Source organism: Peribacillus simplex, from assembly GCF_001542915.1.
Lineage (GTDB): Bacteria > Bacillota > Bacilli > Bacillales > DSM-1321 > Peribacillus > Peribacillus simplex_B.
Window position 1 is genome coordinate 36251 of the sequence record NZ_LNNH01000017.1, and the last position, 14792, is coordinate 51042.

At 44.3% G+C, this 14792-nt stretch carries 14 protein-coding genes; 10 read left to right on the forward strand and 4 right to left on the reverse strand.

Annotated features, from left to right (window positions below; translation table 11 throughout):
• Positions 1 to 15: 15 nt before the first annotated feature.
• Both gcvPA and gcvPB read left to right on the forward strand, forming a co-directional pair.
• Positions 16 to 1362 (forward strand): aminomethyl-transferring glycine dehydrogenase subunit GcvPA, encoded by a 1347-nt coding sequence (gene gcvPA / locus AS888_RS09830; protein WP_061142007.1) that lies wholly within the window; start codon positions 16 to 18, stop codon positions 1360 to 1362.
• Complete coding sequence (gene gcvPB, locus AS888_RS09835; protein ID WP_061142008.1) at positions 1355 to 2812, forward strand: aminomethyl-transferring glycine dehydrogenase subunit GcvPB; 1458 nt, start codon at positions 1355 to 1357, stop codon at positions 2810 to 2812. The genes gcvPA and gcvPB overlap by 8 nt, the downstream gene beginning before the upstream one ends.
• Before the next feature lie 155 nt (positions 2813 to 2967).
• Here the strand turns inward: gcvPB and AS888_RS09840 are convergent, their stop codons facing one another.
• Positions 2968 to 3351 carry a rhodanese-like domain-containing protein gene (locus AS888_RS09840; RefSeq protein ID WP_061142009.1) on the reverse strand — a complete coding sequence of 128 codons (384 nt, stop codon included), beginning with the start codon at positions 3349 to 3351 and terminating at the stop codon, positions 2968 to 2970.
• A 215-nt stretch (positions 3352 to 3566) separates the two neighbouring features.
• On the opposite strand from AS888_RS09840, the gene AS888_RS09845 reads away from it, so the two are divergent.
• From AS888_RS09845 to AS888_RS09860, 4 genes are all read left to right on the forward strand, one after another.
• The gene (locus tag AS888_RS09845) at positions 3567 to 4403 is read left to right on the forward strand and encodes a lipoate--protein ligase family protein (protein ID WP_061142010.1); all 837 of its coding nucleotides are present in this window, start codon (positions 3567 to 3569) and stop codon (positions 4401 to 4403) included.
• Positions 4404 to 4787: 384 nt separating this feature from the next.
• Entirely contained in the window at positions 4788 to 7358 is a 2571-nt protein-coding gene (locus AS888_RS09850) for a vitamin B12-dependent ribonucleotide reductase (RefSeq protein ID WP_061142011.1), read from the forward strand.
• 323 nt (positions 7359 to 7681) lie between these two features.
• Positions 7682 to 8707: a spore photoproduct lyase gene (splB, locus tag AS888_RS09855; RefSeq protein ID WP_061142012.1), complete on the forward strand. Its 1026-nt coding sequence runs from the start codon at positions 7682 to 7684 to the stop codon at positions 8705 to 8707.
• 83 nt (positions 8708 to 8790) lie between these two features.
• Positions 8791 to 9672, forward strand: a complete 882-nt coding sequence (locus AS888_RS09860) for a patatin-like phospholipase family protein (protein ID WP_061142013.1) — start codon at positions 8791 to 8793, stop codon at positions 9670 to 9672.
• 338 nt (positions 9673 to 10010) lie between these two features.
• Here the strand turns inward: AS888_RS09860 and AS888_RS09865 are convergent, their stop codons facing one another.
• Positions 10011 to 10385, reverse strand: a complete 375-nt coding sequence (locus tag AS888_RS09865) for an SA1362 family protein (RefSeq protein WP_061142014.1) — start codon at positions 10383 to 10385, stop codon at positions 10011 to 10013.
• A gap of 136 nt (positions 10386 to 10521) precedes the next feature.
• Positions 10522 to 11475 carry a DUF1385 domain-containing protein gene (locus AS888_RS09870; protein ID WP_061142015.1) on the reverse strand — a complete coding sequence of 318 codons (954 nt, stop codon included), beginning with the start codon at positions 11473 to 11475 and terminating at the stop codon, positions 10522 to 10524.
• A gap of 328 nt (positions 11476 to 11803) precedes the next feature.
• Between AS888_RS09870 and AS888_RS09875 the strand changes: the two genes are divergently transcribed.
• The 4 genes from AS888_RS09875 to efp all read left to right on the forward strand — a co-directional run bounded on the left by AS888_RS09875 (position 11804) and on the right by efp (position 14504).
• Positions 11804 to 12316, forward strand: a complete 513-nt coding sequence (locus AS888_RS09875; RefSeq protein ID WP_061142016.1) for a YqhR family membrane protein — start codon at positions 11804 to 11806, stop codon at positions 12314 to 12316.
• A 95-nt stretch (positions 12317 to 12411) separates the two neighbouring features.
• The gene (aroQ, locus tag AS888_RS09880; RefSeq protein ID WP_061142017.1) at positions 12412 to 12858 is read left to right on the forward strand and encodes a type II 3-dehydroquinate dehydratase; all 447 of its coding nucleotides are present in this window, start codon (positions 12412 to 12414) and stop codon (positions 12856 to 12858) included.
• Positions 12859 to 13920: a M24 family metallopeptidase gene (locus tag AS888_RS09885; protein WP_061142018.1), complete on the forward strand. Its 1062-nt coding sequence runs from the start codon at positions 12859 to 12861 to the stop codon at positions 13918 to 13920.
• A gap of 26 nt (positions 13921 to 13946) precedes the next feature.
• Positions 13947 to 14504: an elongation factor P gene (efp, locus tag AS888_RS09890; protein ID WP_034308328.1), complete on the forward strand. Its 558-nt coding sequence runs from the start codon at positions 13947 to 13949 to the stop codon at positions 14502 to 14504.
• A gap of 186 nt (positions 14505 to 14690) precedes the next feature.
• Here efp and AS888_RS09895 read toward each other — a convergent pair.
• On the reverse strand, positions 14691 to 14792 hold a 102-nt coding region (locus AS888_RS09895; RefSeq protein ID WP_061142019.1), incomplete at its 5' end, for a transposase.

Consider the following 14792-nt stretch of genomic DNA (forward strand, 5'->3'; position numbering starts at 1 on the left):
GGGAATGGTCATTAGATGAAACATCGTTATTTACCCATGACAGAACAAGATCAACAGGACATGCTGCAAGTGATAGGGGTACCCACGGTTGAAGAACTTTTCAAAGATATCCCTGAAAGTGTTCGCTTTCAAGGAGAATATGATATCAAACCAGCTAAATCGGAACCGGCCTTAATGAAGGAATTAGCGAGGCTTGCTTCCAGGAACGCGGATCTTAAAAGCTATGCTTCTTTCCTAGGAGCGGGTGTATATGACCATTATGCACCGGTCATCGTCGATCATGTTCTTTCCCGTTCGGAATTTTATACCGCGTATACACCTTACCAGCCAGAAATTTCACAAGGAGAGCTTCAAGCCATCTTTGAGTATCAAACCATGGTTTGTGAGTTGACGGGTATGGATGTGGCTAACTCCTCGATGTATGACGGGGGGACGGCGCTGGCTGAAGCTGCCATGCTTGCTTCTGGTCAGACACGCCGGAAGAAAATTCTCATTTCAGGAGCGGTACATCCTGAATCAAGAGAAGTGGTCAAGACATATGCGAAGGGGCAACGCGTGGAAGTGATCGAAGTACCTTATAAAGACGGCGTGACCGATGTGGCCGCTTTAAGGGAAATGGCCACTGAGGACATCGCTGGCGTGATCATCCAATATCCAAACTTCTTTGGTCGAATCGAGCCTTTGAAAGAAATGGAAGAAATCATTCATAATGCCAAGTCCATGTTTATCGTGTCCAGTAATCCTCTTGCATTGGGAGCTTTGGCATCGCCAGGCTCGCTTGGTGCGGATATCGTAACCGGAGATGCACAGCCCTTCGGAATCCCAGCAGCATTTGGCGGACCTCATTGTGGATATTTTGCCGTCACGAATAAACTGGTGCGAAAAGTGCCTGGCCGGCTCGTCGGTCAAACGGTTGACGAAGATGGCAAAAGAGGCTTCGTGCTGACGCTGCAAGCTCGTGAGCAGCATATACGCCGTGATAAGGCAACTTCCAACATATGCTCCAACCAAGCTTTGAATGCACTAGCGGCTTCCGTTGCGATGACCGCCCTTGGAAAAAAGGGTGTCAAGGAAATGGCTGTGCAAAATATTCAAAAGGCACATTATGCGAAAAAAGCATTCATGCAAAAAGGAATAGAGATTGTGTTCGATGGTCCATCATTCAATGAATTCGTGATCAAACTTCCTGCTCCATTTTCGGAAGTCAATAAGAACCTATTCGAAAAAGGGATGATCGGCGGCTTCGATTTAGGCTCCGTTTATCCTGAACTGAATGGACATATGCTTGTCGCCGTAACTGAACTTAGAACGAAAGAAGAAATCGATGCATTTGCGCAGGAATTGGGGGATCAACATGAATAACCAAGATCAATCACTCATTTTTGAAATCAGTACACCCGGACGCATCGGATACAGCCTGCCGGAAATGGATGTGGAAGCTATTCCTCTTGAAGAAATCCTTCCAAACGGGTATATCCGTACAGAAGAAGCGGCGCTTCCCGAAGTGTCGGAGCTGGATATCATGCGTCACTATACAGCCCTCTCCAAGCGTAATCATGGCGTGGATTCAGGGTTTTACCCGCTAGGATCATGCACGATGAAATACAATCCGAAAATCAATGAAAATGTGGCACGTTATAACGGGTTTGCCCACATCCATCCATATCAAGACCCATCTACCGTCCAGGGAGCCCTGGAGCTGTTATTTGATTTGCAGGAGCATCTAACGGAAATCACAGGGATGGATCAAGTGACTTTGCAGCCTGCCGCAGGTGCCCACGGTGAATGGACCGGGTTGATGATGATCCGGGCCTTCCACGAGGCCAATGGCGATACTGCACGGACGAAGGTAATCGTCCCGGATTCGGCACATGGTACGAATCCGGCATCTGCCACGGTTGCCGGTCTTGAGACGATTACGGTGAAATCGGATGAAAATGGGCTAGTTGACCTTGAAGATTTAAAGAGAGTGGTAGGAGCGGATACGGCAGCCTTGATGCTGACGAATCCCAATACGCTTGGATTATTCGAGGAGAACATTTTGGAAATGGCACAGCTTGTTCATGATGCCGGCGGGAAGCTCTACTACGATGGCGCCAATCTGAATGCTGTGCTTTCCAAGGCTCGCCCTGGTGACATGGGCTTTGATGTAGTCCACTTGAATCTTCATAAAACCTTCACGGGCCCACATGGCGGCGGAGGCCCGGGTTCTGGCCCTGTCGGGGTGAAAGCGGATTTGATTCCCTTCTTGCCGAAGCCGCTTGTGGTCAAACAGGATGAGCGGTTCACCTTGGATTATGATCGCCCGCAATCGATTGGACGGGTGAAGCCATATTACGGGAATTTCGGAATAAATGTGAGGGCATATACGTACATTCGCTCCATGGGTCCCGATGGTCTGAAAGCCGTCACCGAAAATGCTGTCATCAATGCAAATTATATGATGCGAAGGCTGGAACCATTTTTCGATTTGCCATATAATCGCCATTGCAAGCATGAATTCGTATTGAGCGGTCGCCGTCAAAAGCAATTGGGGGTAAGGACGCTCGACATAGCGAAAAGGCTGTTGGACTTCGGTTACCATCCCCCAACCATATACTTCCCGTTGAATGTGGAGGAAGGAATGATGATCGAACCGACTGAAACGGAGTCGAAGGAAACCCTCGATGCTTTCATTGATGCCATGATCCAGATTGCCAAGGAAGCGGAAGAAACTCCGGAAGTCGTACAGGAAGCTCCGCACACTACCGTCATAAAGCGGCTTGATGAAACACTAGCTGCGAGAAAGCCAGTTCTGCGCCACCAAGCGTAGCCTTTAAGGCCTGTAAGCACAAGAAGAAATCCCAGCCAGCATGGCGGGGATTTTTTCTTGTTTATGTATCTTGCGAAGCATTCATCCTGTCCATGCGTGCACGTTCATTCGAGTGAACCGCAAAGCGAGGCTGACCCACGCAAAAACTGGGGGGCCTATTTCTTTGCTTTGATTTTACCGGTCCACATTTTGAAACCGCCTTTTAGGTGATAAAGTTCCCTATACCCTTTTTTGTATAGCATGGCCGCAGCTCTTCCACTGATGATTTCGCTTTGGGCATACAAGTATACGGGCTTGTCCTGCCTAATCTCCACCAATCGGGTTTTCATTTGCGTCATTGGGATGTTCCGAGCTCCTAAGATATGACCATTATCAAATTCATTCGGTTCCCGCACGTCGATTAGCTGCACTTTTCTGTAGTTGGCGATAAATTCGTCCTGTGTCAATGTTTTAACGATTTTACGCTGGCGGTACCAATTAAAAAGTGAATACACAATAACCGCTCCTAAGATGATGAGCAGTGTATATAATATTTCCAAGCATAAAAACTCCCTTCTACCTTAACGATTACAGACAATCCTTATTATATAATTGCTTTACCCAATAATCAAAAAGAATTTTCAGCAATTTCGGTATCAATCTCGATGGCACTTCCTTTTTTAGAGCGATAAAGTCTGTTAAACTACTACATGTGAGTTTTTTAAGGGGATGACGGACTTACCGAGATAAAGTCTATTTGAAATGAGGGGTAAGGATGATGAAAGAAAAATGGGGGTTCATTGATTCAGGATATTGTTCACCAGCCTTTAATATGGCGCTGGACGAAGCACTGTTGAACTGGCAAAGCAAGGGGGAGATTCCTCCCATCATACGCTTTTACGGATGGGATCCGGCGACATTGTCGATTGGTTATTTCCAGAAGGCAAAAGCGGAAATTGATATTGAGGAAGTCAAACGGCAAGGTCTTGGATTTGTGCGCAGACCAACCGGAGGACGGGCGGTTCTGCATGAACATGAATTGACATATAGCGTAATCGTGCCGGAATCCTATCCAGGCATGCCGAGCACTGTCACGGAAGCATATCGGGTTATTTCAGAAGGTATATTGATGGGGTTCAGGAACCTGGGCTTGGATGCTTACTTTGCTGTGCCTCGAACCGATCAGGAGAAAGCGGCATTAAAAGCGCCGAAGTCCTCCGTCTGCTTCGATGCCCCAAGCTGGTATGAACTTGTCGTGGAGGGCAGGAAGGTTGCCGGCAGCGCCCAAACGAGGCAAAAGGGAGTCATCCTTCAGCACGGTGCGATATTACTTGAACTTGATGATGAAAAACTGTTTAGTGTATTTAAATTTTCCAATGACAGGGTTAAGGAAAGAATGCAAAAAAACCTGAAAAATAAAGCAGTGGCGATAAATGACATTGCTGGGAGGAAAATCGGCATACCGGAAGCGAAAGTTGCTTTCGAAAAAGGATTTGCAGAAGGATTGTCCATTGATTTAGAGCCCTACACGCTCTCCGAAAAGCAAATGCTGGAAGTGAAGGCCATCGCAGAAAGTAAATATGAAAGCGATGAATGGAATTTCATGAGATGAACACGGAATGATGGGCTTGGATAATAAAAAAGTTTTTTCAGATTTGTTTGACCAAATAGGCTTTTCCTTGATGGGATAAGACCTTAAAGGGATGAAAAAAAAGCAAGGCTCAAATTAATTGAAATCTGATGAAAAATTATTGTAAATCGACATTTTCCTCCCTTTTGCTAACTATATTAATTGATTCATCGTTTGACAAAATAAAAAGTTAACGAAAAAAACACAATATATAGTGGTTGGGATATTTAATGGTACACTATATGTTGATAATTGAGTTTCGCTATGATAAATTTATAGTACTTGTTTAAGCGAAACGGACATGTAAGGCTACATATAGATTTTTGCGTCAGCAAGGATTTTGAAACAGATAAAGGAGAGGGAATTATGTCGGTTGTAATAAAAGATGCTCTAAAGGTTGATCTAGAAAGGTTGAATAAGGATATTTCTTTATTTCCCCAGGTTCACCCCGTAACCGCTGATATGAAAATGACGCATAAGGGTGTATCCCGTCTAGTCATGCTTGACCGCTATTCTTTTAAGGATACTGAAAAAATCACGCTCTCGGCAGGCGATTTTGTGGTGCTGACAATTAAGGAAGATCCGAAATTCCCGGCAAGGGGACTCGGCTACATCGTTGAAATAGATTGGGAAACGAAAAAAGCCAAGGTATTGGTAGACGATGAATTCCGCGGCGTATTGGATAATCCGGAAGAAGTGGAGACGGGGATCGTAAACCGCCCGCTGGATATCATTGAAAAGCCGTTAGAAATATTTTATGAGCAAATCGCGAAACGTAATGCAACGGGACTGGCTTCAGTTGAAACAACGGAAGAAAAAAGGACGGAATGGTTCAATAAATTTTATCAAGAATTGAAAAACCTTCATTTCGTGCCGGCAGGACGCGTATTATATGGTGCGGGATCCAATACGGACGTTACCTATTTCAACTGCTACGTCATGCCTTTCGTACCGGATTCGCGTGAAGGCATTTCCGAGCATCGGAAACAGGTGATGGAGATCATGAGCCGCGGAGGCGGAGTCGGAACGAACGGTTCGACACTTCGTCCAAGAAACACACTGGCAAAAGGGGTTAATGGAAAATCCTCTGGTTCGGTGTCATGGCTTGATGATATTGCGAAATTGACACATCTTGTTGAGCAGGGCGGCAGCAGACGCGGTGCGCAAATGATCATGCTTGCTGATTGGCACCCGGATATTGCGGAATTCATCATTTCTAAAATGCAAAATCCAAGGATCCTTCGTTACCTGGTGGAAAACACGAAAGATGAAGCCATCAAGAAATATGCGACCGATAAGCTGAAGTTCACTGCGCATACCGAACAGGAAATGGCCATGTATCAAGGTATCATCAATTATAAAGAGATTCCTGGACTGGGCGGGTTTAACGAGAAAATCATTAAAGATGCAGAGGACAAATATCGTACGGGCGGAACCTACAGCGTTCATAATCCTGATTTTCTTACGGGCGCCAACATTTCGATCTGTTTGACGAAGGAATTCATGGAAGCGGCAGAACGAGACGAAGAGTATGAATTACGCTTCCCTGACGTGGAAAGCTATAATTCCGAAGAAATGGCAGTTTATAATGAAGAATGGCATAAAGTCGGCGATGTTCGTGAATGGGAGAAAATGGGCCACAAAGTCCGTGTCTACCGTAAAATCCGTGCTAAAGAGCTTTGGAACTTGATTAACATTTGTGCGACATATTCTGCTGAACCAGGCATTTTCTTCATTGATAATGCCAATGAAATGACAAATGCGAAAGCTTATGGTCAACAGGTCGTTGCCACGAATCCATGTGGAGAACAGCCATTGGCCCCATATTCAGTATGTAACCTTGCGGCTGTCAATCTGGCTGAAATGGCTGATAAAGACAATAAAACCGTCGATTTCGAGAAGCTTAAAGTAACGGTGGAAGTCGGTGTGCGCATGCAGGACAATGTCATTGACGCCACTCCTTATTTCTTGGATGAAAACAAAAAACAAGCCCTTGGCGAGCGGCGGGTAGGCCTTGGTGTCATGGGTCTGCATGATCTGTTAATCTACTGTGAAACGGAATACGGCTCGGAGGAAGGAAATCTCCTCGTCGACAAGGTATTCGAAACGATTGCGACTACAGCTTACAGGGCTTCCGTGGAACTAGCGAAAGAAAAAGGCAGCTTCCCGTTCCTGGTCGGTACGACCGATGAAGAAACCGATGTGCTTAGAGCACGTTTCACTCAAACCGGATTCATGGAAAAAATGCCGGAAGATATCAGGGAAAGTGTTGCTGCACATGGCATCCGGAACTCTCATTTATTGACAGTGGCGCCTACAGGAAGCACAGGAACGATGGTCGGGGTATCAACGGGGCTAGAACCGTATTTCTCCTTCACCTATTTCCGCAGCGGGCGTCTCGGTAAATTCATTGAAGTGAAGGCCGATATCGTCCAGGAATACCTGGATCGCCATCCGGAAGCGGCCACGGAAGAGCTTCCAAAATGGTTCATTTCCGCGATGGAATTAGCACCTGAAGCTCATGCTGATGTTCAATGCATCATTCAACGCTGGATTGACAGCTCAATCAGTAAAACGGTCAATGCACCAAAGGGATATACGGTCGAGCAAGTTGAAAAAGTATATGAACGTCTATACAAAGGCGGAGCAAAAGGCGGTACCGTGTATGTAGATGGCAGCCGTGACAGTCAGGTCCTTACGCTTAAAGCGGAAGAAAACCAAATGGACGAGCAGCTTGAAATGGACGAATTGACAGATGTGGAAGTAAAGAAAAAAGTCGTATTGGTCGACACGATAAATGAACTGCGTTCGACGAATGTGACGATTGGATCGGAAGTTGGCAACACCTGTCCTGTCTGCCGTAAAGGCGAAGTTCAGGAAATGGGCGGCTGTAACACTTGCACCAATTGCGGCGCACAATTGAAATGCGGACTCTAAGCTAGCTGATAAGCCGTTAAGGTGCTCTTCAACCTTAACGGCTTTTTTTTCTCAGCATGTAACCTATCATGTGTTCAATTTTTATTTTTCTAATATGAAGAAGACCGAAGTATGTGATTTGGTCTTCTTTTTGCATTCCATGAACATTGCCTCAGCCCCTGAAGGGATATAGATGGCCATTTTCCTTTCCCTAGGCCACCTTCATTTTAATTTCCAACTAAAAACAATCATGAGGATAACAGAATAAAGAAAAGCTATCTGTATCAATTATATTGTTTTGTTCAAAGTAAGGACTGAACAGGACTACAAGAATGGAGAACGATATGAAACCATTTATCCCACAGTTAGTTTACATCGAACCTAAGGCTTTGGAATATCCGCTGGGCAGGGAATTGAAAAAGAAATTCGAGGATATGAATGTTGAAATCCGCGAGACAACCTCACACAACCAAATCAGGGACCTTCCAGGAGAAAATGATTTGCAGAAATACCGTGTAGCCAAATCGACGCTCGTGGTAGGGATCAGAAAAACATTGAAATTCGATACCTCCAAGCCTTCTGCTGAATATGCGATCCCGCTTGCCACTGGATGTATGGGACATTGCCATTATTGTTATTTGCAGACAACACTTGGATCAAAACCTTATATTAGGACTTATGTGAATCTTGATGAAATCTTCGAGGCAGCAGAAAAGTATATCGAAGAGAGAAAGCCTGAAATCACCCGGTTTGAGGCTGCTTGTACATCTGATATCGTCGGCATCGATCATTTGACGCATTCATTAAAACGGGCCATCGAATATTTTGGAAAGAGTGAATATGGGGTTCTCAGATTCGTAACCAAATTCCATCACGTCGATCACCTTTTGGATGCAGAGCATAACGGAAAAACAAGATTTCGGTTCAGCATCAATTCCCGTTATGTGATTAAAAATTTTGAACCCGGAACCTCCACCTTCGAGGAAAGAATGGAGGCAGCTCGCAAAGTGGCAGGCGCGGGATATCCGCTCGGGTTCATCGTTGCCCCGATTTATCGTCATGAAGGGTGGAAGGAAGGCTATCATGAATTATTCGAACGATTAAGTGTGGCGTTGGAAGGCGTGGATATCCCTGACTTGACGTTTGAACTGATCCAGCATCGGTTTACAGGCCCGGCAAAAAAAGTTATCCAAAAAAACTACCCTAAAACGAAATTGGAACTGGATGAATCAAAGCGCAAGTATAAATGGGGGCGATATGGAATCGGGAAATATGTTTATCAAAACGAAGAAGCCGCCGAACTGGAGACGACCATCCGCGGGTATATAGCTGAATTTTTCCCTAAAGCGGAAATTCAGTATTTTACGTGATGAAGGAATTTTTCAGATAAAATGGTCATAATTGGCCCTAACCCCGCTTAAAAATGTAAAGACCGGATTAGGGGAGGGCAGCTATGATTATTGACGGCGTTTTTTCCGGAGGCGGGATTAAAGGCTATGGTTTAGTGGGGGCCCTGCAGGAATTGGAGGATCGGGGATTTGTTTTTCATAGGACAGCCGGTACAAGTGCAGGTTCGATAATAGCTGCTTTCGTGGCTGCTGGATATACCGGAAAAGAAATGGAAAAGCTTTTTTTTGATATAGATTTAAGCAGTCTCCTGGATAAAAGGCGGGGACTCTTGCCCATTCCGCTCGCCAAATGGCTCCTTGTATATTGGAAACTGGGGCTCTATAAAGGTGATGCGATGGAGGCATGGATTGCCGGAAAGCTTGCCGAAAGAGGGGTGGTCACCTTTAAGGATGTTCGGCCGAATTCCCTCCGTATCATTACATCTGATATCACGCATGGGAAATTGGTTGTATTGCCTGATGATTTGCCGAACTATGGATTCGATCCATTCACATTTCCGGTGGCCAAGGCAGTAAGGATGAGCTGCAGCATTCCTTATTTCTTTGAGCCCGTCAAGCTTGACGCAGGGAAGAGCACTTTCCTATTTGTTGATGGAGGTGTGTTGAGTAATTTTCCCATGTGGTTATTCAATTCTGATCAGGTTAGGAAGGAAAGGCCGGTCATAGGCTTGCGCCTAAGTGTCGATGAGATATGGAAACCGCATGAGGTGGACAATGCGGTTGAATTGTTTTCCGCCCTGTTCAAGACGATGAAAGATGCCCATGATGCTCGTTACATTTCCAAAAAGCATGTCCAGAATATTGTTTTTATCCCCATGAAGGGGATTTCCGCCATGGATTTCAATCTGAATGATGAAAAGAAGGTTGAATTGATCAATCGGGGCCGAGAGCGGACGAAAGAATTCCTAAAGCACTGGTCCTATTGATGAAAAATCCGGTTCTTTAAAAAGAAACCGGGTACTGCAGACAAACTCGCTGATAATGGAGCTTTGTCTGCAGTTTTTTTTGGTTTCTTACTGTATGACCGTTCCATCCTCAATAGTGAATGAAAGAAGTACAGCGGGTTCTGAAGGCTGTTTGAAAGATGGATGCCCAATCACGAGGCCGCAGACCGCAACGGTTTTGGATGGTGAATTGTAAGAAATGCCCAAGACAAGCAAATCACTGTCGCAGCTGCAATGTGGATTTCTTGTTTTCAGGAGGGGAATTCAAAAGGGGTCCGGAATAATTCCGAACCCCTTTGTCTACAAACTGAACCAGGCTCTTAAAAAGAAGCCCGGTTTTTCTTTTTGTTCTTTTTTCCTTCGATGACGGTAAGATGGCTATCCGTTTTCTTTCTCACTTTTATTTTCTTTGAAGATTTTGCTGCAGAAAAGCTAGCCACATTATCTTTTTTCGACGTTCGGCTTTTCAGCCTCTTTTTCGATTGGCGGGCAGCCTTCCGGAATGCCTGCTGCTCTTTTTTCACTGGTTTACCCTTTGTTAATCCGGTATAGATCATATAAATAATCCCTGCGACAATGGCTATTATGAGAATGTTCCTGAAAAAGCCAATCGGGTCATTAAATAGTCGGCTCAATAATCCGAGGACTCCGAGGGCGATGATTCCGTATATCATGAAAGATATGAAACGTTTCAACAAAGACACCTCCTTAAGAGCATCATAAGCATTTTTGGCTTATTTTAAACATTCTTCATATAAAATATTTCAAAAAAATGAAGATCATTCCCTTAGGTAGTATATGTTATTTCATGATTTAATTGTGTATAGTTTTTTACACAATAACATCCGACTCTAAACCTTTTTCAGTTTCTTTTTCCATTCTTAACAATTCGTGGAAGGATGCCAATGCGACTTCCACTTGATCATCGGTGGGGGCCTTGGTCGTTAATAACTGAAGCCAAAGTCCAGGGTAACCAAGGTAGCGCAGAATAGGAATATCCTTTAATTTGTTCGTTGCCTGCAATACCTCGAAGGCAATGCCTAGCACGACGGGGATAAGCAAAATGCGATTGACGACTCGAACCCATAACGGATCGATTGGTACGAAAAAATAGACAAACATTCCTACAATGACAGTAAATAAAATGAAACTGCTGCCACAGCGATAATGAAGGCGGGAACTTGCCTGCACATTTGCCACAGTCAATTCTTTTCCGCTTTCGAAGCAATTGATCACCTTATGCTCAGCTCCGTGATATTGAAAGACTCGCTTGATCAATGGCGTCAAGGAGACTACATAAATATATACGAGCAATAAGATCAGTTTGAACAAGCTTTCCACTAACACCTGAGCCGTCTGGCCACTGAAAATGGGTTCCGTCAATTTTGCGAGGAAGACAGGAATCAAAGTGAAAAGCAATTTCCCGAATAGGAAGGAGATGACACCGATCACGGCAACACCTAGCCAAAGACTTAATTTAGAAGGTTCTTTCGTTTCTTTTTTCGTTTCGACCTGTTTTTCCCCGTCTTCTTCTTCATACTGTTCTGTGGAAAAGTTCAGATGTTTCGAGCCGGTAGCACTGGATTGGATCAAAGATACGATCCCCCGCAGAAACGGTATTTTTTTCATAAGCTTTACAGCAGGCTTCGATTCACGCGGTAAATGATAATAAGCGATCGTTGAATCCTTGCGGCGGACCGCAGTGACTGTGTGATGTTTGCCGCCGAACATGACGCCTTCCACAACAGCCTGCCCTCCATAAACGGGTTTTTGGATCTCAGACATTTCTACACCAACCTAATAGTTATTCACGTAGCTCTCTCATGGGTGCTAACATGTTTATTATCAAGCATTACAAGGTTTGAGGCGACTTCCTGAGGGGAATTGCGCTTTTAATTCCTGCAACGCTTTATGAATGTTGAATCACGGGAAGAAGCATCCTGTGTACAATATAAACTTCAACAGAGGGTACATATATTCCTTTGTTGAACGTCCATTATTTATGATTTAATCATACAGAATAAATCGAAAAACCTCTAGTGATTCTCCTCCTTAACAATAAAAAAAAATAGTTCTATATAACAAAGGGCATACTACAAGCGGAGGTGTTGGTATGTCTACTAATGAACATGGACAAAAACAACAGGAAAATCAAAGTATGCTACTATATAACGCATTAATCATCGGTTTTGTTGGCGGTGCGGCAGCCAGTCTTGCGGGCATGATTGCGCACTATGTCAATTTCATGGATTTCAGCCCGAGATTCATTCTTACTTCTTGGTCGAATATGAGCTGGATCGATCACTGGTTAGGTGCAGTCATGACCATCATCATTTTCGGAATCTTATCTGTGGTGATTGCATTGATATACTATGGCTTTTTTAAAAGGATGAAGAGCTTTTTTACAGGGATTATTTTTGGAGGGGTTTGTTGGGCTTTGTTGGTCTTCGTTTTAAAGCCGATGTTCTCCGACCTGCCAGCGTTTTCGAAAATGTCGACGAATACGATCATAACAAGTGCCTGCATTTTTATTTTATACGGACTTTTTGTAGGATATTCTATATCATACGATCATCAGGAATATATACGCGATAAAAACACCGCCCAGAAGCAGCAGGAAAGCTGAAGGCAACTTAGTTGTAAAAAAGTAGTAAGACAATTTGCAATTATGGTAGAATGTTGATGGTAAGCATTCTTTTATGTATGAGCAGGTGTTGGATGATGACAAAAATCTTATTAATCAATGGTCCGAATTTAAATCGGTTAGGGAAGCGGGAGCCGGCGCATTATGGATCCTCGACGCTTGCGGATGTGGAAGCCATTTTACAGCTGCAAGCTGAAGGGATGCATGTGGAATTGTCTTCTTTTCAATCAAACCATGAAGGAGCGATCATCGATAAGCTCCATTGGTCAGAGGATCATGGAATCGACGGGATTATCATTAATCCTGGTGCTTTTACTCATTATAGCTATGCGATTCGTGATGCAATTGCCGGAATTGATGTTCCAGTTGTGGAAGTGCATATTTCGAACATCCATGCCCGTGAAAGCTTTCGGCATGAATCGGTGACCGCCCCCGTTACGGCGGGACAGATTGTCGGCTTGGGGATACACGGATATGAATTGGCATTGCAGGCGATCACAAAGATTGCAAAGGGGAGAAATTGAATGAATAAACTTATTAGCTTAAGAGCTTCAATGGAAAAGGCGGGCATTGATGGCTTTTTGATCACCAGTACATATAACCGCCGATATATGACTAATTTTACGGGGAGCGCAGGTGTCGTACTGATTTCCCAGAAAGAAGCTAAATTCATCACTGATTTCCGCTACGTGGAGCAAGCTGGCAAGCAGGCAACGGATTATGAAATCGTTCAGCACAAGGGGACCATCATCGAAGAAGTCGGTAAGCAGGCTAAAGAAATGAATATCGGCACGCTCGGTTTCGAACAGGAGCACCTCTCTTTTGCAACTTACAAGACATACGAAGCAGCTGTTGAAGCCAAACTTACGCCTGTGTCTGGAATTATTGAGAATTTACGCTTGATAAAGACTTCATCAGAGATTAAGATATTAAAGGAAGCGGCTGCTATTGCCGATGCTGCCTATACACATATCCTCGATATCATCCGTCCAGGGATTTCGGAATTGGATGTATCCAATGAACTTGAATTCTTCATGAGGAAACAGGGGGCAACTTCTTCTTCCTTTGATATTATTGTGGCTTCCGGCAAGAGGTCGGCACTTCCCCATGGAGTGGCTACGGATAAAATCATTGAAAAAGGCGATTTTGTCACATTGGATTACGGAGCATACTATAACGGGTATGTGTCTGATATAACTCGGACATTAGCAGTTGGCAAGCCGAGTGATGAACTTATTACCATTTATGACATTGTTTTAGAAGCGCAGCTGCGCGGAATGGCTGGGATCAAACCTGGCATGACGGGCAGGGAAGCGGATGCACTAACTCGTAACTTAATTGAAGAAAAGGGATTCGGGCAGTATTTTGGACATTCGACCGGACATGGAATCGGTCTAGAAGTTCATGAAGGCCCAGCATTATCCTTAAGGTCTGATATCATTTTGGAACCAGGTATGGCCGTAACCGTTGAACCGGGCATTTACTTGCCGGGCGTTGGCGGGGTGCGGATTGAAGATGATACAATCGTTACAATTGACGGTAACGAAGCACTTACTCATTCAACGAAAGAGTTAATCATTCTGTAAACATGTACATGTAGGAGGACAAATTTATGATTTCTGTAAACGATTTTCGCACGGGTGTTACGATTGAGGTAGATAACGGAATATGGCAGGTTATTGAGTTCCAACATGTTAAACCTGGAAAAGGTGCAGCCTTTGTACGTTCTAAGCTTCGCAATCTCCGTACAGGTTCCATCCAAGAGAAAACATTCCGTGCCGGTGAGAAAGTTGCAAAGGCACATATCGAAAACCGCAAAATGCAGTACCTTTATGCAAGCGGCGATAGCCATGTATTCATGGATAACGAAACATATGACCAAATCGAGCTGCCTGCTTCAAGCATCGAGCGCGAATTGAAATTCCTTAAAGAAAATATGGAAGTGCATATCATGACTTTCCAAGCCGAAACGCTTGGGGTTGAGCTTCCGAATACAGTGGAACTTGAAGTTGCGGAAACTGAGCCTGGAATTAAAGGCGATACATCTTCAGGCGGAACGAAATCAGCTGTGCTTGAGACAGGCCTATCCGTTCAAGTACCATTCTTCATCAACCAAGGTGACAAATTATTGATCAATACGAACGAAGGTTCATACGTATCACGCGCATAATGGCTAGAAGGCCGAGATTCATATCTCGGTCTCAGTTTGTAGACAAAAGGGGTTCGGAATTAAAAAATTCCGAACCCCTTTTGAAATTCCTTTGAAATTTTGACCAAAGGTTACGAGATTTGGGCTCTTCGAGCCACTATGTTAAGCCATTTTAGGACCTTGCCATGTCCAAGTGGCCATCTTCTTTCAATTCATGGCAGCGAAAGTAAGCATCGCCTGCATCGACAATTTTTTAAGTCCCCTTAAAGTAGTCCAACGCATACCATGCTTTTCTTTTGCATCTGCGAA